This window comes from Psychrobacillus sp. FSL W7-1493 (assembly GCF_038004905.1).
In the GTDB taxonomy this organism is placed as follows: Bacteria; Bacillota; Bacilli; order Bacillales_A; family Planococcaceae; genus Psychrobacillus.
This window is the reverse complement of the sequence record NZ_JBBOSB010000001.1, coordinates 2,419,281-2,436,803: the sequence shown is the minus strand read 5'-3', so window position 1 is coordinate 2,436,803 and position 17,523 is coordinate 2,419,281. Positions and strand designations below refer to the sequence as shown.

The following is a 17,523-nucleotide window of genomic DNA, read 5'->3' as shown; positions in this document are numbered from 1 at the left end:
GGTTTTTATGATAGGATGGTCGACTAAACAACTACATATTGAATCAAGTCTAGTTACTATTATTATCGAGTGTTATATATCTTTAATATAGAGAGAGTTAGATTGTGGGTCAGAAATCTTCTAGAGAGGGTAAAGTATGAAAACTGATATAAAAGAAATTACTATTCTATTAGAATCACACCGACTTTGGATTGAAACTCTTGGAGAACAGGGAGAGAAACTGGGTATTGATAAAATTGATTTACGGAAATTGAATTTGTCCCATTACCCGCTAGACCAAGCAAATATAACAGATTGCATCTTTGATGGCATGGATTTAAATAACAAGAATCTCTCATCATCTTTATTATGTTCATCAACTTTTATATCTGCAAATTTAGAGGGAGCAGATTTTGGTAAATCTAATGTCTCGTATGTAGATTTCACAAATGCCAATATTAAGGCTTCTAGACTTGCGGATAGTGAATGTATTCAAACAGTATTTATTAAAGCTGATCTATCAGACGCTAATTTGGTAGCTGGACTTTTTGACGAAACTGATTTTCGTAATGCAGTTTTTTTAAACGCGGATATACGATTAGCAACATTTGAAAGTGTATTGTTAAACGGAGCAATATTAACTGGAATTCGTGGAATAGAAGAGGCTTTTATAAAAAGTATCAATATAGGAAGCCCAGAACATCCAATAATTCTAACGGATGAAGAAGCTAGGATATGGTTGCGAAATAAAAGTATGAACAATGAGTAAAATTTAAGGAAAGCAATATGTGCGGAGCAGGAATTGACACTTATTGTCCAACTTACCGCTAGTCTAACAAGGCTATTACAAAGTCCAACTCTGTAATTATTTATAATAATATAACGGGCATTATTATTTGCTACTTTATTTTTATACTACCATATAATCCTTCTACTCAAATTAATATAATATATTTTACTTTGCTAATTCCTGTGGGGATTTTTGAATATTATAGAGAACTTAAAAAGCAAGAATAACATCATTCGTTAATAGGGGGCCACTGTTTTATGATAACATTGGAAAATTATTCGAAGTGGGAGTCGTACATTATAATCGAGCATAACAATTATTCAATCATCGAAGATCAGGATAGACATAGAGAAAGACAGGGTGTAGGAGGGGTAAGTGAGGATGGTCAGGTGGTTGGTATATATGCAGAAAATGAAGAGTTAAATTTTTTCTATAATAATCATTCATTTTTGACTCGTCCTGACAACATAGTCTGTAAAAATGAATATGTTTCTAGTTTAGAAAGATGTTTTAATGTAACTATAGAAGGTAAAGAGATTTGTAACATAATTTATAAACCTTATATTGATCCAGGTATGATTTATTATGATGCTGATCCAGAAGAATTTGATGTTTTGTTATACTTGAGTAGACTGATGAAGGATAAAGAGTCTTTAAAAGAATTTATGAATGGAATGAAATTAATTAAAGACCGAAAGAATCCTACAAATAATTAGGCTATACGGTGCAATTAAGAAGAGATATTTACTTACAGGGTTATACAAATATTAGTGGACTTAAGCTAATGATAGAAGAGAAACACCATCTTAATACTAAGTGGTACTTGAGTGGCGATTGAAAAATACGTCAACAAGACTTGGGAGATGGGAGAATAGGTATTTGGGTTTCTATTCAAAAATTCAATGTTTGTTTTACGATGATAATGTATGATTTTATTGAATGGTGCTAGGTATTGGATATAGATTTAGAGTTTGATTTAACTTGGAAAAATCATAGAGGGTATTCATAATATAAAATCAAACCTATTTTTCTAATGAGATTCCATTCTCTTGGAGAGGTATGATAGTATTGCATCAAAGTAAACACAGAAGTGCCTAGAAGGATTTTCTCTCTATTTTGACGAATTGTGGAGGGAAGAGGGAGGGTTTTTAAATGTTTGATTATATTCTTAGTGTAAAAAATGATAAAGAGTGGGAAATTATTTCAAGTATTCAAACTAACTTATTTGATATGAAAGACCATTGTTTTGTGATTAATGATAATGAAAAAAACATATTGTTAGATTATAAAAATAAGCCTCTTCGTTTAACTACATTAATTACAGATACACAAAACCAGGAAGTTTACGGTTATGACGTAAAGGAATTCGCTATTTGGACTATAACTGCTAATAGGGTTTACTGTTTAAATCCTAATACAAACTACAAAGAATTTAGATTACCACTTAATGAAAATTAATATCAAAAACTGCACATCCATGTGGATGTGTTTTTATTTATATAAAAAGGATACACAAAAAATGTATCCAGAAATGAGGAAATAAAATGAATGATATTTTTGTTAAATCACTTTATGAGTCTATCATTAAAGAAAATCTTGAAATATACAAAGACTTGTATGAAACTACGAATGTTACTTCTAAAACAGATGATTATTGGAAAAAAGCTATTGGTTTTTACGATAGTTTAAATGACGAAAATAAAGTTACATTAATGAAGATAATTGAACAAACTATGATTGATACTATTTCAAACATGCTAGGAGTAATTGATGGAAGTTCGACTTTAAAAGATTGTTCGATAGAACCTAAATTACTTCTCGATTCTATTGATACAGAAGGAGAACTGCAAGATTCGTTTTTAGAATTCATAGAAGAAAGAGATAGTAACAGCTAATTGTTTTTTTATTTGTATATCGCAACCCAATAGGGAACCATTTGTTAACTGAGCTATTGAGCCACTTAAAAATTAATTATGCGGACAAAAGAATAAACAGGTGGTCAGTATTACTCGTTGGATAAAACAGGTTGCTACAGTACGGTAATAACTAATGGTTAAAGATGGCTTATTGCTTAAATACTTAGAATGGGCTTCCTAAAACTACACTCTCTATGCCTATAACGATATATATTCATTAGACCCGACATCTTAAGTAGAAAGTACCCTCAATCAAAGAAGATTTAGTAATGAAATGTTATATTCGCCACTAGCTATTCAACCGTTTATTTTCTTGGTCAGTAGTAAAAGAGTATCAGGGGGTTTTATACATACTAATACGTAAGGTTTATTTTTATGGTTATTGTAGATAATCTCTTTACCTCTTCGTGTAAAAATGGAATATTATAACTATTGGTAGTTTGCTAGAGGGGGAGAAGAATGTTCACCTATGGGGCATTATTGTATACTAAAGGTTATAGTGAAATGAGTTTTTCTAAACATGTGATGAGGACAATCCTATGAAGGTATTGGATGTAGATTTATTACAAGATGGGCTTCAGCGAAACATTACAATGTTAGAAAGATTAAATACTGAAATACAAACAATCCAACGAGGAGTCGAAGGACTAGTTCAGATGGAGGAACAATTAAAAGGAGAAGGAGGAGGTGCCATTCGCTCCTTTTATGAGGAATGTCATTTGCCATTTCTTCAGTTTTTTCAATTGTTTTCCTACGATGCTCAACAAGTGCTTTATCAAATTGGCAAAGCGCTTAACTCTCTCGAACCAGACCTATCAGGTTACATATTAGAAGAGTTTTTAGAGGGCGAACTGGAGCAGGGATTGACACTTATTGGCCAACTTACCGCTAGTCTAACAGACGAAACAAATAGCATCATGGATCAGGTGAGTGACATTGTAGCACTGCCCCATCTAGATGATAGTGCAGTGCAGGAGGGGGTTATTAGTTCTAAGAGAAAACGTGATGATACCCTCTCGCAGCTGTATGAATTTGATGCAACACAGACGACTGCTTTAAACACCATGGAACAGGATATTCGGACAATGGAAACATGGCTCTCTGATATAGAAGGGATGTTTAAAAGTGGGCTAACGGATGTTCATTTCCAAGCAGATAACTGGGGAGCATTGACAGCTAAAAATCAGTTGACGACAGAATTGGCATCTCGTACATCTCCTGTTGCTGTACTTTCTTCCATAGTGAATAGAGAAAATCAGTTGACGACTATGCTCCAGGCATTTATAGCTGGTAATGGTCCCATACGATTTGGCTATGGTGGTTTGATTGAGATACACAATCCTTTTGTGGGTACAGATATGCTTGTCTTATCCTGTCTTAAACCTGAGCTAAATGGAACGGAACAAGAAGATATTGATCAAAACATATTTGTGAAATCCTTCCATAGTTTCAAAGGAATTGCTCAAGACTTTTGGGATGGTGTACGGATACGCCGTGAAAAAGCACTAGATTCTCCGTATGATTTTATTAACTATTGGACTTTTGGTATTTCAGATGGAATTGTGTCAGGATCCAATGATAGAAGTGCCAGGATGTTTGACTCAAAATTAGACTTTTTAAATTATGCTACATTTGGTTTGAGTGGAATGGTTAAAGAAGCAATCTTACCAGATGATCCTTTGTCCAAAGAACATTGGCAAAATAGCTTTGAATTTGTAGGAAGCATAATTGGACTTAGATTGGCAGCAACTACGTCACCGGTTAAGAAACCTGGGAATGCTGCGGGGGATAGTAAAGTAATAGATGATGGGAAAAATATTAATGAAAGTATAAGGAATACTGATGAAGGAACATATAAGGGCACGAATAATGCTGGACAGCAACCCAGTGGAGCTACTTCTAAAGTAATTGAAGAACTTAAAGGTCCTGTTATAGATGGAAAACGAGTTGGAAGTGGTAAAAAGATTGATAAAGTAAACCCAGTTTGGGGAAGAGACGAAAAAGGAAAACCCTTTATAGAAAAAGAGTTCCCTCATGTAGTAAAGGAACATGGTTTTGCTGATGTTGTTGATAATTATTCGGGATTTGCGGAGGAGTTTTCATTAGTAGGAGGGGACGATATTAAAAGAGATTTATATCAAATAACAGGTAGTAATAATGGCAAAAAAGGAGTTTTTGAATGGATTATTGAGCCAAATGGTGATGTGAGCCACAGGAGGTTCATTGAAAACGGTATTATAACGGGTAAACCAAATCAAATTCCAAAAAAGTAGGACGTGAATAATATGAACTTAAAAGATTTAAAAAATAAACATATTAATTATGATTGGAAAACTATTTTTGTAGGTGTCAAAGAAAATTATTTTAGTAAAGACGTTATATCAGACTATGCTATAGAGTTGATGGAAAATGGTGATGAAACTATGATTGTCAGTGAACTAGCATGGGGAGTATCTGATGAAGATTTAGATAAAGTAATGGTAGAAATAAAAACTAATTATTTTCCCCATTTAGATGGAGAAAGCACACTATTATTAGAGGAGAATAGAAAACTCAGATTTATTTGTTTATCTGAAATAAAGGAAAGATGTAAAGAAGAAAACGAATTACTAAATAAAATTGCAGAGTTTTATGGAAATCATCACTATCCAGAAGATATGGTGAGTTTCGTGAATTATATGCCTCAAGATGTCCCGACTACGACGCAAGATTTAGTAAATAGGTTTGATAAATTTTTAGAGTTAGAGAGAGTGAGATTTTGTTAGACATTTTACTTGACTCTAAGAGCAGAGCTGTTCAGTCACAGTTGGCTTTAAGATATTAGTTAGAAGGTCTTTAGGACTGGAACATATTGTGATTGGTGTTGTTGGCTTATCCCCTGGAGAATTTATATATGGAATACATTCTTCGGAAGTTGGTGGGTTGAAAATTTATATGTCTAAAGACTATTTCCTTATAGTAAGTTATCATACTAAGTTATTGAAGCTCAAAGATATTGCGAGTTGGGGAGAAATTTCTTGCGATAATAGTCACCCATTATTAAAAGATTTAGAATTAGGAATTGGAGCAACAGGTTCATATTAGGATGCAGCAAAATTTGAAGAGATTTCCTTATATTATTCAATTTGCAATTACGATAAAGCTTATATGTTGATTGGAACTTAATTTTTACTAACAGCATAGGATTTGTTGGTGTAGTTCTCGGTGTTAAAGGGACAAGCATAGGTCAAATTATATTAAATAATAAGCAATATAATAGAGAAAACACTTGCCCAGCAGGTAGCATCTTTTTTGGGAATTGATAAAACCATTTACAATGAGCAAGCGACAGATTTGTTTAACACAGTACTAGCAATTCTAGGGTTACTTGGTATTGTTTCTGACCCTACTACTGAAGGTGTGTCAGATAGAAAGCAAGCTATGTTTTTCAATAAACCACGTGATTCTTAATTGTATTATATGCTGATATTTTTCACATCTTGGTTTACAATAAACTATTCATATAGAATCCGTTGGAACGAGTGTCACTTGTTCCAATGGGATTCTGTTTTTCTATAATACAATACACACTATGGAACTTTCCATTGATGAATATCTAAAGCAACTTGATAAAGCAGAAGAGATGTATGAATCCTTTAGAAAATCCAAAACTGATGTGCAGTCTCAAGGTAGGAGATGAGTTTTTGCCACCAGGAAAAGGAGGAGGCTTTAACTATAATACTGGGGAACTGGTATTGAAAAGTAACCCCACACAATATGAAGTTTGGCATGAATTGTCACACTATATCCAATATAAACAAATTGGGAAAGAGGCTTATTCAAAGTTGCCTCGTACAAGCGGATCAGTTCCAATAAATGATTTAACAAGATTCAATGCTCCTAAGCAATTTGTTTATGATATGTTATCAAATAACCCCAAAAGATAGAATTATTTAAACGAAGCTGAGCAACTACATGCAAACTTGTATATAACACAATATGGAGGTATTCGATAATGAAGTTATCTAGAGAAAGAGCAGAACAACTTGCACTTGAATATGTAAATAAAGATAAGAATCACAACTTCAAGTTAGAACTAATTGAAGTTGAAGTTTCTAAAATTTCCCCAAAATATTGGGCCGCCACTTTTGAAGTTAGAACGTCAGAAGGCGATATTTTAGAGGGTCCTTTACTTATACTTGTAGATGACGATTTTGAAAAAGCAATGAGTTTAGATGAGGCTGTTGAATCTCACATGGCTGATAGAGAATAAGTGAAGTATCCTTTTCAAATCCAAATTGAATGAACCTTGATTGGCTTTATGCCTTTCAAGGTTTTTACTTTTTTTTTAAAGAGGGCTGATAATTGATTGTGACAATAAAAAAATGAATTGTTTGAGAATCGAGAGCTCAAGATGGTAGTTACCCTTACGGAATATCATGTTAATGCCTGGTTTGGTGGAGTGGAACGATAATTAGGCGAGTGCTTACTTCAATAAGGAGAAGTCTATTTTTCATATTGAGCTAACGGACAGGTTAGTTGGAACAAGGACTAATTAGCTTCTCTATTGAATGAATTATAAGGAAAAGAATGTAGCATTAATCGTAACATTATTATTATGGAGAACTATTCCTTAAACTTAATTTGTTGGAGGAGAACTAATGAAAGACTGGGAGTATAATGAATTATTTGATGCAATTCAAGAGACGTATGAAGAATTGTTAGATGAAAATAGGGGAAATAGGTATGCTATCGCAAAATTAGCAGATGAATTTGATAACTTAGGTAAGATAGAAGATCTTATAGTTGATACCGCTATTGGAGAAATTACAATTAGCCATGATAAAGCTTTTATTGGACATATTGAAGGAATAACAAAAAGGTTAAGCATGTTCAATCAACAAGAAGTAGTAGGTTCATTAACATTAGAAGAAATTAAAGACTTACAAGATCGAATAAATAAAGTGGTTGAGGGACTAAAAAATATAGAGGTTGAATATAATCCTTCAGCAGAATAACGATATCTATAAAGGATTGGTTACAACAGTGCATAATATAAGAATTAAAACATTCTGATGGTTCTAATATTAAAATAAAAGAAAACTTCAGAACGGTTTTGGATAGGGGGGATTTTTTAACTGGTTTTAATTCTCTCTAAACAAACCAAAAGTATTCAAACTAACTTATTTGATATGAAAGACCATTGTTTTGTGATTAATGATAATGAAAAAAACATATTGTTAGATTATAAAAATAAGCCTCTTCGTTTAACTACATTAAAGCTGTAGGTTATCATCATGAAAGTATGATGGGTGGAAAAATACTCGAGATAACGGACCCTCCTAATAAATATGCGGTATACCGTGCAATAGTTGAAATTGAAGGGAAAAATAAAAAGGTGCCTTCAACACTTTTTCCGAGTGATTGGAATAGAGTTCAAGTTACAGATGCGATAAAACAGGCTTACAGTAATAGAAGAGTGATAAAGGATAATTTATATGAAGGTATTTTACCTAATGGTATGAAAATCCAAATGAGGTTAGACCCTGAAGGAAAAATTAAAACTGCTTACCCAATCTATTAAGGAAGTGTACAAATATGAAATATGAAATCAAGTTTAGGGAAAACGAAAGAGGTATTGAAGTGGAGGTTCCAGATGCTATTTCCGCAGTAGCAATACTTCTAATGGGCGATGTTCAAAGCAACAGTCAACCATGGTTAAAATTAATAAACAAAGTAATAAGAGGCGAGTCAAATTATGAGGAATGTACAGGAAATAATTGTACATTGGAGATTAATCAAGATATAACAAAAATACTTGATAACTATAGTGAGGAAGAAGATGAATGTGTAATTGAAACAAATGAGTTAAAGAAGATAATAGAATTGTGGGCAGAAAAGATAAATAGTACTGTTGAGTAAATGATAAAAAACCTTGAATGGCATTATGCTAGCAAGGTTTCTTTTTTTTGAGGGGCTACCCAGTGCCGAATAACTTCGATTTATTAAGAGAAAAAGTAATAACACGGTTACGTCATCCGCTTTAATTGCAGAGATTGGTGACATTCATCGGTTCGCAAACTCTGATAAACTCGCAAGATATGCGGGAATAGCCCCTATCAGAATGGGATCGGGCGGTAAAGAGAAGATGAAGAAAACAAAGCAAGGTAATCGAAAGCTATATGACATCTTTTACAACCTAGCTGTCCAACAAGTTCAAGTATGTCAAGGAAGTAAAGTTCCAGTGAAGGAACTAAGAGGGAAATTATCGAGTAAATATAAGAAGTCTGGTAATTTTGCTCTTGCAGAGGTGGAAGTTAATAGTTTAAATATAAAGGAGTTTTTTGCTTCAAGTAAAATAGATGAATTTAAAGGAGATTTAGAAGAAAAAGTTCCTGAAATTTCATTAAAACCAAATGAGCCAATTTTTGAGGCATCTTTAGCACCTGGTAAAGATGGAAAACCTTTTATGCGAGATTCTGATACTGAATATAAGATTTTGAATGAAATTGCTTTAAAACTGGGTGATAATGTAAATGCTACTGGTAAAGTTAAGTTATTCACAGAACTAGATACGTGTGACAGTTGTAGCAAAGTAATAGCTGAATTTGCTAATAAATATAAGAATATCGAATTAGAAATTATTCACAATAACGATGAAAGACTTAAACCATAAAAGAGGAGTGATATCTTGGAAGACTGGGAATATAATGAAATATTTGAGGCTATTAATGAAGACTACAATGATTATTTAAAATTAAATAGAGGACATGAGTATGCAATAGCAAGAACTGTTAATGATTATATAAATCTTGGAAAAATAGAAGACTTTATTGTTGATACTGCTATAGGTGAAATATTGTTAACTAAAAACAAGGTCTTTAGTGGTTATGTTGAAGGGATAACAAAGAGATTGAGTAGGTTTGAAGATTTAGAAGCTATAAGTGAACTGACACATGAAGAAATAGCAGACTTGACTAATAGGATAGAGAAAGTACTAGATGGTCTTAGTAAGGTTGAGATAGATTATAACCCATACTCCGAGTAGTAATTTGCGAAGTTTGATGATGAAATTATTTATAAGCACTTGATGTCCTTTTAGGGCATTAGGTGCTTTTTTTGTGAAATTTATGCTTTGCACAAAATGAAAATGTCTTACATAGCTCATAAAGTTTGTGTCGTCTAGGCGTTCTGTTTTAATGCTTGATTTGTCAAAATAATAATGATAAATAGGTGAAATGAAATTTGATGTTTTGATTCACATAAACAATCCTTTTGTGGGTGCAGATATGCTTGTCTTATCCTGTGCAAGACCAGAGAGCAGTGGGATTGTACAAAAAAAATAAATATCCAAAAGAACAGCAATATTTTTCAAGACTTCTATGATCTAGGAATAGGTACGTTAAAATCTGTAGCAGCAATAAATCCATTCGATGATAAGTCATTCGGAGAAGCTATGCTAGAAAGAGCGAATGATGTTGGTCAAAGACAGACGGACGATTTTGTCAAGGTACAGCGATTTACCCATCGGACAGCTAATACATCTCTTTTAGGTCTACCTTCAGAATTGCACAAGGCTGGAACAGGAGAGGAGCATTTTTCAGAGACTGAACGTGAGTTCGGTGAAGGGGGAGGAACTGATCTTATAGCTGATTCCCTAGGCTATTTAATACCCGGTGTTGGTGCTGTTAAAGCTATTAGAGGTACATCTTTAGGTGCGAGAGGACTTACAACCGGGATCTCTGCACGCAATTTAGGGCAATTCGCTAAAGAGGGTGCATCCATTGGTGGTATTGTGTCCATTGGAGAAATTGGAGGTCGGGAGTTACTAAATCCAGAAGACACTAACTGGAAACAGAATGCATCAGAGTTAGGTCTAAATATTGCTGCAGGGGCTACTGGATCCCTTATTTTCATTGGCAGTACCTTTTGCTAATTCTGTAAAGAAGATGGTAAATGAGAAATCAATTGTAGCAGCTGGTAATCCACCATCGAAAACTGGTGAAGTGATACCAAAGGGTATGGGGAAAGTATATCCTACTAGACAAATTGATTCAGGAGCAGAAGCATATATAATTGATAGAGTGAAGGAGTTAAGAGGGAATTTGACCAGTGGGTATAAAAAATCTGGAAACTTCGCTTTAGCAGAAGTTGATGTTAATGGTATTGATAAATCAGAGTTTTTTGCTCAAAGCAGCATAGATCAGCTTACAGATAGTATAAAAGAAAGAGTTCCTAATATCTCTTTACAACCCCAAAATCCCACGTTTAAGGCCATAGAAGCACCAGACCGAAAAGGAAGTATGTATTTAAGAGATTCTGATACTGAGTATAAAATATTAAATGATATTGCTTCTCAGCTTGGAGATAATACCGAGGCGACAGGAAGGATTAAGCTATTTACAGAGCTAGATACGTGCGTTAGTTGTAACCATGTAATAGGAGAGTTTGCAAAAAAGTATAATAACATTGAATTAGAGGTAATCCATAATAACGGAGAAAGACTAAAACCAAATTAATAAGTAATGGGGAGATTTTAAATGGAAGATTGGACATACAACGAGTTATTTGAAACAATTGAAGAGGTATATAAAGAGTTTTTATCTCAAAATAGAGGACATAGACATGCAATAGCACGAATTGTAGACGATTTCAATAACTTAGGTAAAATAGAGAATATTATTGTAGATGTTGCTATAGGAGAAATTTTAATTAATCATGATAAAGTTTTCATTGGTTATGTTGAAGGTATAACAAAGAGTTTAAGTGAGTTTAACCTAAAAGAAGCGGAAAATGAACTTACATTAGATGAAATAAAAGACTTATCGAGACGAATAAATACAGTAATAGAAGGACTAAAAAATACAGAAGTTGATTATAATACTTCAGCAGAATAGTGATATTTTGTGGAGGATGAAAAAAAGCTGACGATATTAAGCGGCTTTGCTGAATTCGAACGAGATATGATCGTGGAGAAGTTGGCGGAAGGCAAGGCGATAGCAAAGCAGAAGGAAGGCTCCCGAGAAGGACGCAAACCAACGTACTCAAAGAAGCAACTCGACCATGCTATGTCGTTACTAGAGACGAATAGCTACTCGGAAGTTGAGCGTATGACTGGCACAAGTAAAGCGACGTTGACTCGATATAAACGTAAGACGAAGGCATGACCGGTGATAGTCGTGTCTTTTTTAGTTCGCGCTTTTTTAACCCCCCGGGCATGGCGAAAAACACGCGCGCTTTCCAGGGGGCTCAAACTTGCGAGCAAAAATTTTTCACTTTAATATTTAAAAAAGTTATTATCCAAATTTTGCATTAATGTTATTTGAAACAACTTCATCCTCTGACAAAATAAACTTACTTACTTTATCATTATACCTCTGTTCATCAAAATCACTGGAAATGAATTTTATAAAATCAAGCCCATAAGTCGTTAACTTCTATGAAGGTATTGGATGTTGATTTCAGTCCCGTTTTTCCCATCATCTATTACTTTACCATCCACTGCAGCATTACCAGAAAAGAATTACTTATTGTAAACGACGGAAAAATTACCCGAGTATTTGGAGAGGAGAAATAAATGCATTACGAATTGTTTTTAAAATCTGATTTAAGTTGTAAATCCCTGGCCGAAATTATTCAAAGTATAATAGTTGAATCTATGAACGAAGAGATAACTGTTCACATTAGTGAAGAAGAGATAGTTATTGGGATAAAGTTTTTTTCATTAGCTTTAGAAATTGAGGATATATCTGACATAGCTTTTATTAGAAGGCATTACGATATAGATGTAAATGTAAGCATTAGGGTTCAATTATTTGGTAACACTTTCTATCAAGGAATAGAAGTTTTGTTTAAAGTTATTGGAAATCTTATGAGACAAGTTGGCGGAAATCTATTGTTTTTAGAAAACGGTTCGGATCAATTACTTAGAAAAGAGAATGGTCAGTTAATTATCAATAGTGATTTAGATCAATACCAGTTAAAATATATAACCAAGGGTTTGCTTAGTTTTCTTGAACATTCTTACATTAAAGAAAAATTGCCGAACTAGGCATTTGGTTATTATGAACGAATAAATCATTATAATTATAGAAGAAGTTAACATAACATTATGGGTGAAAGAATGTTAAATAGTACTTCGAAATTTACTGGTACTAACGGAATAAAACATTTATAGAAGAATTTATTTAGAAAAAATTAGTTATCTCTATTACATGAGTTTAGAAAAAATAGGTACTGGGGGATGTGGGTTTAGGTTGCTTTTAGGAGATTATATTGAAGAAATTGTGGATAAATCTTATGAATATATTGGAAGATATTAGAAATTACAACAATGAAATTGCTAAATTGTATAAAAAGATATCTTATAAATTGTATAAGATTAGTAAGGGGAAAAATGAAGAACTTATAAATGAACTCTATTTATTAATTTCTATTTTACTTGAAAAAGAAAAAACGTTCTGGAAATATATTTTAAATATTAAATTTAGAGGCTATACTTATGCGGAATAAATTAACAATTCCTGTTATTTATACTATTTTTATTTTAATGTATTTACAAACATTATCTCCTCTTGTTTTTATACAAGGGGAGCTTTTCAAATATAAAGACTATTTTTATATTGTTTTAGGAAGTTGTATTTTGATTAGTGTATTTTTTTCCCTTCACAAAAAAAGTTCTCCTTGAAAACTTAAACGTAAAGGATGCATTTAAACTTAAAAATATTCTAATTTCAATAATAACATTATTAATATTATTTTTTTCTATGGAATCAATTATATTACTAGCCCCGTTTACTAACGATAATGTAAAGAATAATATAAGGTTTAATTTTACTACAAATTATTCACTAATTTTAATTCTAGCGTAGATTTCAATTGGGTAAATATGGGAAGAAGTATATTTTAGAGGTATATCAGGTGAGTGACATTGTAGCACTGCCCCATCTAGATGATAGCTCAGTGCAGGAGGGGGTTATTAGTTCTAAGAGAAAACGTGATGATGCTCTCTCGCATCTGTATGAATTTGATGCAACACAGACGACTGCTTTAAACACCATGGAGCAGGATATTCGGACAATGGAAACATGGCTTTCTGATATTGAAGGAATGTTTAAAAGTGGGCTAACGGATGTTCATTTCCAAGCAGATAACTGGGGAGCATTGAATGCTAAAAATAATTTGAAGACAGAATTGGCGACTCGTACATCTCCTGTTGCTGTACTTTCCTCCATAGTGAATAGAGAAAATCAGTTAATGACTATGCTGGAAGTATTCATAGCTGGTAACGGTTCTATACGATTTAGCTATGGGGGTTTGATTGGGATACACAATCCTTTTGTGGGTACAGATATGCTTGTCTTATCCTGTGCAAGACCAGAGAGCGGTGGGATTGAACAAGAAAAAATAAATATCCAAGAGAACAGCAATATTTTTCAAGACTTCTATGATCTAGGAATAGGTGCTTTAAAATCTGTAGCAACAATAAACCCATTCGATGATAAGTCATTCGGTGAAGCTATGCTAGAAAGAGCGAATGATGTTGGTCAAAGACAGACGGACGATTTTGTCGAGGTACAGCGATTTACCCATCGGACAGCTAATACATCTCTTTTAGGTTTACCTTCAGAATTGCACAAGGCTGGAACAGGAGACGAGCATTTATTTTATACTACACGGGGGAGTTTGGTGAAGGCGGAGGTACTGACCTTATAGCTGATATGCTGGGCTATGGAGTCCCTGGGCTTGGTTCTGTTAAAGCTATTAGAGGTACATCTTTAGGAGCGAAAGGACTTACAACCGGGATCTCTGCACGCAATTTAGGACAATTTGCTAAAGAGGGTGCAGCCGTTGGTAGTATCATGTCAGCAGGAGAAATTGGCAGTCGGGAATTACTAAATCCAGAGGACACTAACTGGAAACAGAATGCATCAGAGTTAGGTCTAAATATTGCTGCAGGGGCTACATTGGATCCCTTATTTTTAATGGCAGTACCTATTGCTAAGTCTGTACAAAAGATGGTAAATGAGAAAGCAATTGTAGAAGCTGTTAATTCACCATCGAAAATTGGTGAAAGGATACCTAAGGGTACGGTTAAGATTGAAGGAATGCCTCCTCTTGTTCAGTCTAGAGTAAACTTAAGAAATGGAAGTGCAGCAGAAGGAGCAGGTTTTAATCATGTATTAGATAGGCATTTTAATCCTTCAAAGAATGCTTCCCAATTCTCAATTACACCTGACGTGCTTAAGGGAGTTCTTCAAAGTAAAGAAGTTGTGAACACTCCAGTTTCAAAAGTTTTATACTCAGATATAAAGTTAGCAGATGGGACAATCGAGAAGCAGGCTAGATATGTAAGGGAAGTTACATTAGACTCAAACATAGGTATTGATAAGTTTAGTGGTTCTCCTACAAATATTATGACAGTACTAACCGATAAGTATGGAAATCTAGTTACTACTACACCAGGGGTGATAAAATGAAACTAAACGGAAGCAAACAGGAACAGGATTTCAGAAAGGAGTTAGAAGGTTCGAACATTGTTACGGCTCAAGATGGTAAAGCAGAAGCAATATTGAATGTGTTAAGAACTACTTTTGGAGAAGTAAAAAGTGCATATATTTTAAATTGGACACCTGACCAAAGCGAAGACATATTCACTATTTTAGTTGACCTTGATAGAATTGCTAAAATTGAAATTAGTAGAGTCAATCATTCGGAAGTTCCTATAATTGAAACTTTTAATCTGAAGGATTTTCAAAGAGGGTTAAGTAAAATTTTTCAAATTAAATTAGCCGTAGCGATTGATTTAGCGAAAAAGGAACATCAAAACGGTTAAATCAGTATTGTGAAACCTTGATTGGCTATATGCCTTTCAAGGTTTTTTACTTTAAGATCTTTACGGTTAAAAGCAAGATGACTTTTGAATCAAAAACTCAGATTGAGGCAGGAGTTGATCCAAAAACTGCCCGTAAAGCAAGGGGAGATGAATTCTCGAACCAGCGCCCCCCCACCTTGTCGAATTTGTAAATAGTAATGATAATAGTAATGAAATGTAATATTTTCCACTAGCTATTTAATTGTTGTTTTTCTGTGACAGTAGTGAAAGAGTATCAGGAGTTTTTATGCATACTAATACGTAAGGTTTATTTTAAAGGTTATTGTAGTTAATCCCTTTACCTCTTCGGGTGAAAATGGAATATTATAACTATTGATAGTTTGCTAGAGGGGGAGAAGGATGTTCACCTATGGGGCATTATTGTATACTAAAGGATATAGTGAAATGAGTTTTTCTAAACATGTGATGAGGACAAGCCTATGAAGGTATTGGATGTAGATTTATTTCAAGAAGGGTTGCAGCGCAACATTATTATGTTAGACAGGCTGAGCAGTGAAATGGAAGCTATCAACGATGCAGTGAAGGGTCTAGTTCAGATGGAGGATCAATTAAAGGGAGCAGGAGGTAATGCCATACGCTCTTTTTATCAGGAATGCCATTTACCACTTCTTTATTTTTTCCAGTCGTTTTCTGAACAGTTTAAACAAGTCCTTAGCCAGATGGAGGCAGCACTTCATTCATTGGAACCTGATTCCTCTGGTTACATACTCGAAACTTTCCTAGATGGAGAGCTAGAACAGGGACTTACGCTTATTGGCAAAATCACTGCTAGATTAACAGATGAGGCAAATAGTATCATGGATCAAGTCAGTGATATTGTTGCCCTGCCTCATTTAGACGATAGCGGAGTGCAGGAGGGAGTTATTAGTTCTAAGAGAAAACGTGATGATACTTTAAACCAACTTTATGAATTCGATGCTACCCAGACATACGCACTGAATCCAATTGAACAAGGTTTACAAATGATGGACACGTGGTTGACAGAAATCTATGGACTATTCCAATCAGGGGTCAAGGATATAAACTTCTTGCCGAGCCAGTGGAATGTCCTTACGTTTAGAAGTGAGATAAGAACAGCATTGTTCCCAAAAATATACTTAAATCCAAATGACTTATGGATAAAAGAACAGGAACAACTGATGGGTACAGAAATTACTCCGGGAACTTTTCGGGCACTCGAGGGTAAAAAGACCAAAACAATCAAGAGAGGTACTTATGGAAGCTTTACCCTCTTAAAATTCCACCTGTACGAAAATGGTCTGATCGTCAAAGAATACCAGCTTGGGACAAGAAAGCCAATTCAATATGAAGTGGTAAACAAAGTAGAAGAGGAATTCGATGATGGTGGTTTCCGCGAGCTCGATGGGTACTTTGAGGGTACAAAACTTGCATTTGTTGATTATTTAAGACCGCACGCGATTGTCAAAAAAGGGGTCAAACTCGCTTTTTCCTCGGGGTCCAAACTATTTAAATATAAAGGCGATCTATCTGTAAAGAAAACTCCTACGGTTGAAAACAAGTCACCTAAGTATAGTGTGAATGGTAGTCAAGAGGCTGGAAACCCTAATAATGGTATGGTTAAAGATGTACCTTCTTATGGAAAGAATTCAGTACCTATCGGACCTTATAGAGAAGTCAATGGATTCCCTGTTAAAGTAAAGCCAGGTGCTCAAGAAAAGCATATTCCTAATACGCCAAATTTCAAACAAGAAATAGCAAATGGAAAAAACAAGAGTATTTTCTATGGCGATAATAAAACAGCACAAGAATTGCTTGATAAGTTTGCAGGGAAAGGTCAACTACTGCCAAACGGTAAAAAAGAAAGAGTAGACTTTGGTAAAACTATTGGGAATTACTATGATCGAAATACCGGTGAATATCTTGATACTACTAATGGATTGATACATTATGGGAAAGATGGAGCTCATATAGTACCGTCAAGGCCGTAAAAACAAAAGAAAAGA

General features: G+C 34.1%; 24 protein-coding genes and 2 pseudogenes. All 26 read left to right on the top strand.

Features of this window, described 5'->3' with window-relative positions; all coding sequences use genetic code 11:
• Nucleotides 1-136 precede the first annotated feature (136 nt).
• The 26 genes and pseudogenes from MKX96_RS12440 to MKX96_RS12315 all read left to right on the top strand — a co-directional run bounded on the left by MKX96_RS12440 (nucleotide 137) and on the right by MKX96_RS12315 (nucleotide 17,508).
• Nucleotides 137-748: a pentapeptide repeat-containing protein gene (locus tag MKX96_RS12440; protein ID WP_340883835.1), complete on the top strand. Its 612-nt coding sequence runs from the start codon at nucleotides 137-139 to the stop codon at nucleotides 746-748.
• Between the two features lie 278 nt (nucleotides 749-1,026).
• On the top strand, nucleotides 1,027-1,485 hold the full coding sequence (locus MKX96_RS12435) for a hypothetical protein (protein WP_340883833.1): 459 nt from the start codon (nucleotides 1,027-1,029) through the stop codon (nucleotides 1,483-1,485).
• A 436-nt stretch (nucleotides 1,486-1,921) separates the two neighbouring features.
• A complete protein-coding gene (locus MKX96_RS12430) occupies nucleotides 1,922-2,227 on the top strand; it encodes a hypothetical protein (protein ID WP_340883831.1) in 306 nt (101 codons plus the stop codon).
• Between the two features lie 86 nt (nucleotides 2,228-2,313).
• Nucleotides 2,314-2,664 carry a transposase gene (locus MKX96_RS12425; protein ID WP_340883830.1) on the top strand — a complete coding sequence of 117 codons (351 nt, stop codon included), beginning with the start codon at nucleotides 2,314-2,316 and terminating at the stop codon, nucleotides 2,662-2,664.
• A 560-nt stretch (nucleotides 2,665-3,224) separates the two neighbouring features.
• On the top strand, nucleotides 3,225-4,958 hold the full coding sequence (locus MKX96_RS12420) for a ribonuclease YeeF family protein (RefSeq protein WP_340883829.1): 1,734 nt from the start codon (nucleotides 3,225-3,227) through the stop codon (nucleotides 4,956-4,958).
• Between the two features lie 12 nt (nucleotides 4,959-4,970).
• Nucleotides 4,971-5,450 carry a DUF2247 family protein gene (locus MKX96_RS12415; RefSeq protein WP_340883827.1) on the top strand — a complete coding sequence of 160 codons (480 nt, stop codon included), beginning with the start codon at nucleotides 4,971-4,973 and terminating at the stop codon, nucleotides 5,448-5,450.
• An 88-nt stretch (nucleotides 5,451-5,538) separates the two neighbouring features.
• On the top strand, nucleotides 5,539-5,769 hold the full coding sequence (locus MKX96_RS12410) for a hypothetical protein (RefSeq protein ID WP_340883826.1): 231 nt from the start codon (nucleotides 5,539-5,541) through the stop codon (nucleotides 5,767-5,769).
• Between the two features lie 156 nt (nucleotides 5,770-5,925).
• Nucleotides 5,926-6,135 carry a phage holin gene (locus MKX96_RS12405; RefSeq protein WP_340886024.1) on the top strand — a complete coding sequence of 70 codons (210 nt, stop codon included), beginning with the start codon at nucleotides 5,926-5,928 and terminating at the stop codon, nucleotides 6,133-6,135.
• A 176-nt stretch (nucleotides 6,136-6,311) separates the two neighbouring features.
• The gene (locus MKX96_RS12400; protein ID WP_340883825.1) at nucleotides 6,312-6,611 is read left to right on the top strand and encodes a zincin-like metallopeptidase toxin domain-containing protein; all 300 of its coding nucleotides are present in this window, start codon (nucleotides 6,312-6,314) and stop codon (nucleotides 6,609-6,611) included.
• A gap of 68 nt (nucleotides 6,612-6,679) precedes the next feature.
• Nucleotides 6,680-6,937 carry a hypothetical protein gene (locus MKX96_RS12395; RefSeq protein WP_340883823.1) on the top strand — a complete coding sequence of 86 codons (258 nt, stop codon included), beginning with the start codon at nucleotides 6,680-6,682 and terminating at the stop codon, nucleotides 6,935-6,937.
• A 388-nt stretch (nucleotides 6,938-7,325) separates the two neighbouring features.
• Nucleotides 7,326-7,682 (top strand): Imm3 family immunity protein, encoded by a 357-nt coding sequence (locus tag MKX96_RS12390; protein ID WP_340883822.1) that lies wholly within the window; start codon nucleotides 7,326-7,328, stop codon nucleotides 7,680-7,682.
• Between the two features lie 257 nt (nucleotides 7,683-7,939).
• The gene (locus MKX96_RS12385) at nucleotides 7,940-8,248 is read left to right on the top strand and encodes an EndoU domain-containing protein (protein WP_340886022.1); all 309 of its coding nucleotides are present in this window, start codon (nucleotides 7,940-7,942) and stop codon (nucleotides 8,246-8,248) included.
• Nucleotides 8,249-8,262: 14 nt separating this feature from the next.
• Nucleotides 8,263-8,586, top strand: coding sequence for a hypothetical protein (locus MKX96_RS12380; RefSeq protein WP_340883821.1), 324 nt, complete (start codon nucleotides 8,263-8,265; stop codon nucleotides 8,584-8,586).
• Between the two features lie 106 nt (nucleotides 8,587-8,692).
• Nucleotides 8,693-8,908, top strand: a pseudogene (locus tag MKX96_RS12375) (IS110 family transposase); the annotation flags it as partial.
• Nucleotides 8,909-9,340, top strand: coding sequence for a deaminase domain-containing protein (locus tag MKX96_RS12370; RefSeq protein ID WP_340886020.1), 432 nt, complete (start codon nucleotides 8,909-8,911; stop codon nucleotides 9,338-9,340).
• Nucleotides 9,341-9,355: 15 nt separating this feature from the next.
• The gene (locus MKX96_RS12365) at nucleotides 9,356-9,712 is read left to right on the top strand and encodes an Imm3 family immunity protein (protein ID WP_340883820.1); all 357 of its coding nucleotides are present in this window, start codon (nucleotides 9,356-9,358) and stop codon (nucleotides 9,710-9,712) included.
• Nucleotides 9,713-10,120: 408 nt separating this feature from the next.
• A complete protein-coding gene (locus MKX96_RS12360) occupies nucleotides 10,121-10,600 on the top strand; it encodes a hypothetical protein (RefSeq protein ID WP_340883818.1) in 480 nt (159 codons plus the stop codon).
• Entirely contained in the window at nucleotides 10,581-11,183 is a 603-nt protein-coding gene (locus MKX96_RS12355) for a deaminase domain-containing protein (protein ID WP_340883816.1), read from the top strand. Before MKX96_RS12360 ends, MKX96_RS12355 begins: the two co-directional genes overlap by 20 nt.
• A 21-nt stretch (nucleotides 11,184-11,204) precedes the next feature.
• On the top strand, nucleotides 11,205-11,561 hold the full coding sequence (locus tag MKX96_RS12350) for an Imm3 family immunity protein (RefSeq protein WP_340883815.1): 357 nt from the start codon (nucleotides 11,205-11,207) through the stop codon (nucleotides 11,559-11,561).
• Nucleotides 11,562-11,594: 33 nt separating this feature from the next.
• A pseudogene (locus MKX96_RS12345) lies at nucleotides 11,595-11,831 on the top strand (recombinase family protein); the annotation flags it as partial.
• A 410-nt stretch (nucleotides 11,832-12,241) separates the two neighbouring features.
• On the top strand, nucleotides 12,242-12,715 hold the full coding sequence (locus MKX96_RS12340; RefSeq protein ID WP_340883814.1) for a hypothetical protein: 474 nt from the start codon (nucleotides 12,242-12,244) through the stop codon (nucleotides 12,713-12,715).
• 224 nt (nucleotides 12,716-12,939) lie between these two features.
• Nucleotides 12,940-13,176 carry a hypothetical protein gene (locus MKX96_RS12335; RefSeq protein WP_340883813.1) on the top strand — a complete coding sequence of 79 codons (237 nt, stop codon included), beginning with the start codon at nucleotides 12,940-12,942 and terminating at the stop codon, nucleotides 13,174-13,176.
• A 408-nt stretch (nucleotides 13,177-13,584) separates the two neighbouring features.
• Nucleotides 13,585-14,379: a T7SS effector LXG polymorphic toxin gene (locus MKX96_RS12330; RefSeq protein ID WP_340883812.1), complete on the top strand. Its 795-nt coding sequence runs from the start codon at nucleotides 13,585-13,587 to the stop codon at nucleotides 14,377-14,379.
• 5 nt (nucleotides 14,380-14,384) lie between these two features.
• Complete coding sequence (locus MKX96_RS12325; protein WP_340883810.1) at nucleotides 14,385-15,143, top strand: hypothetical protein; 759 nt, start codon at nucleotides 14,385-14,387, stop codon at nucleotides 15,141-15,143.
• Nucleotides 15,140-15,499 (top strand): hypothetical protein, encoded by a 360-nt coding sequence (locus MKX96_RS12320; RefSeq protein WP_340883809.1) that lies wholly within the window; start codon nucleotides 15,140-15,142, stop codon nucleotides 15,497-15,499. Before MKX96_RS12325 ends, MKX96_RS12320 begins: the two co-directional genes overlap by 4 nt.
• A 479-nt stretch (nucleotides 15,500-15,978) precedes the next feature.
• Complete coding sequence (locus MKX96_RS12315; protein ID WP_340883808.1) at nucleotides 15,979-17,508, top strand: T7SS effector LXG polymorphic toxin; 1,530 nt, start codon at nucleotides 15,979-15,981, stop codon at nucleotides 17,506-17,508.
• Nucleotides 17,509-17,523: the final 15 nt, after the last annotated feature.

What these genes read in the sequence shown, in the direction of transcription:
- MKX96_RS12340 (WP_340883814.1), top strand. Translation starts at nt 12,242, where the DNA reads ATGCATTACGAATTGTTTTTAAAATCTGATTTAAGTTGTAAATCCCTG.
- MKX96_RS12440 (WP_340883835.1), top strand. Translation starts at nt 137, where the DNA reads ATGAAAACTGATATAAAAGAAATTACTATTCTATTAGAATCACACCGA.
- MKX96_RS12415 (WP_340883827.1), top strand. Translation starts at nt 4,971, where the DNA reads ATGAACTTAAAAGATTTAAAAAATAAACATATTAATTATGATTGGAAA.
- MKX96_RS12420 (WP_340883829.1), top strand. Translation starts at nt 3,225, where the DNA reads ATGAAGGTATTGGATGTAGATTTATTACAAGATGGGCTTCAGCGAAAC.
- MKX96_RS12360 (WP_340883818.1), top strand. Translation starts at nt 10,121, where the DNA reads ATGCTAGAAAGAGCGAATGATGTTGGTCAAAGACAGACGGACGATTTT.
- MKX96_RS12395 (WP_340883823.1), top strand. Translation starts at nt 6,680, where the DNA reads ATGAAGTTATCTAGAGAAAGAGCAGAACAACTTGCACTTGAATATGTA.
- MKX96_RS12400 (WP_340883825.1), top strand. Translation starts at nt 6,312, where the DNA reads ATGAATCCTTTAGAAAATCCAAAACTGATGTGCAGTCTCAAGGTAGGA.
- MKX96_RS12320 (WP_340883809.1), top strand. Translation starts at nt 15,140, where the DNA reads ATGAAACTAAACGGAAGCAAACAGGAACAGGATTTCAGAAAGGAGTTA.
- MKX96_RS12350 (WP_340883815.1), top strand. Translation starts at nt 11,205, where the DNA reads ATGGAAGATTGGACATACAACGAGTTATTTGAAACAATTGAAGAGGTA.
- MKX96_RS12435 (WP_340883833.1), top strand. Translation starts at nt 1,027, where the DNA reads ATGATAACATTGGAAAATTATTCGAAGTGGGAGTCGTACATTATAATC.
- MKX96_RS12325 (WP_340883810.1), top strand. Translation starts at nt 14,385, where the DNA reads ATGCTGGGCTATGGAGTCCCTGGGCTTGGTTCTGTTAAAGCTATTAGA.
- MKX96_RS12430 (WP_340883831.1), top strand. Translation starts at nt 1,922, where the DNA reads ATGTTTGATTATATTCTTAGTGTAAAAAATGATAAAGAGTGGGAAATT.
- MKX96_RS12390 (WP_340883822.1), top strand. Translation starts at nt 7,326, where the DNA reads ATGAAAGACTGGGAGTATAATGAATTATTTGATGCAATTCAAGAGACG.
- MKX96_RS12425 (WP_340883830.1), top strand. Translation starts at nt 2,314, where the DNA reads ATGAATGATATTTTTGTTAAATCACTTTATGAGTCTATCATTAAAGAA.
- MKX96_RS12315 (WP_340883808.1), top strand. Translation starts at nt 15,979, where the DNA reads ATGAAGGTATTGGATGTAGATTTATTTCAAGAAGGGTTGCAGCGCAAC.
- MKX96_RS12380 (WP_340883821.1), top strand. Translation starts at nt 8,263, where the DNA reads ATGAAATATGAAATCAAGTTTAGGGAAAACGAAAGAGGTATTGAAGTG.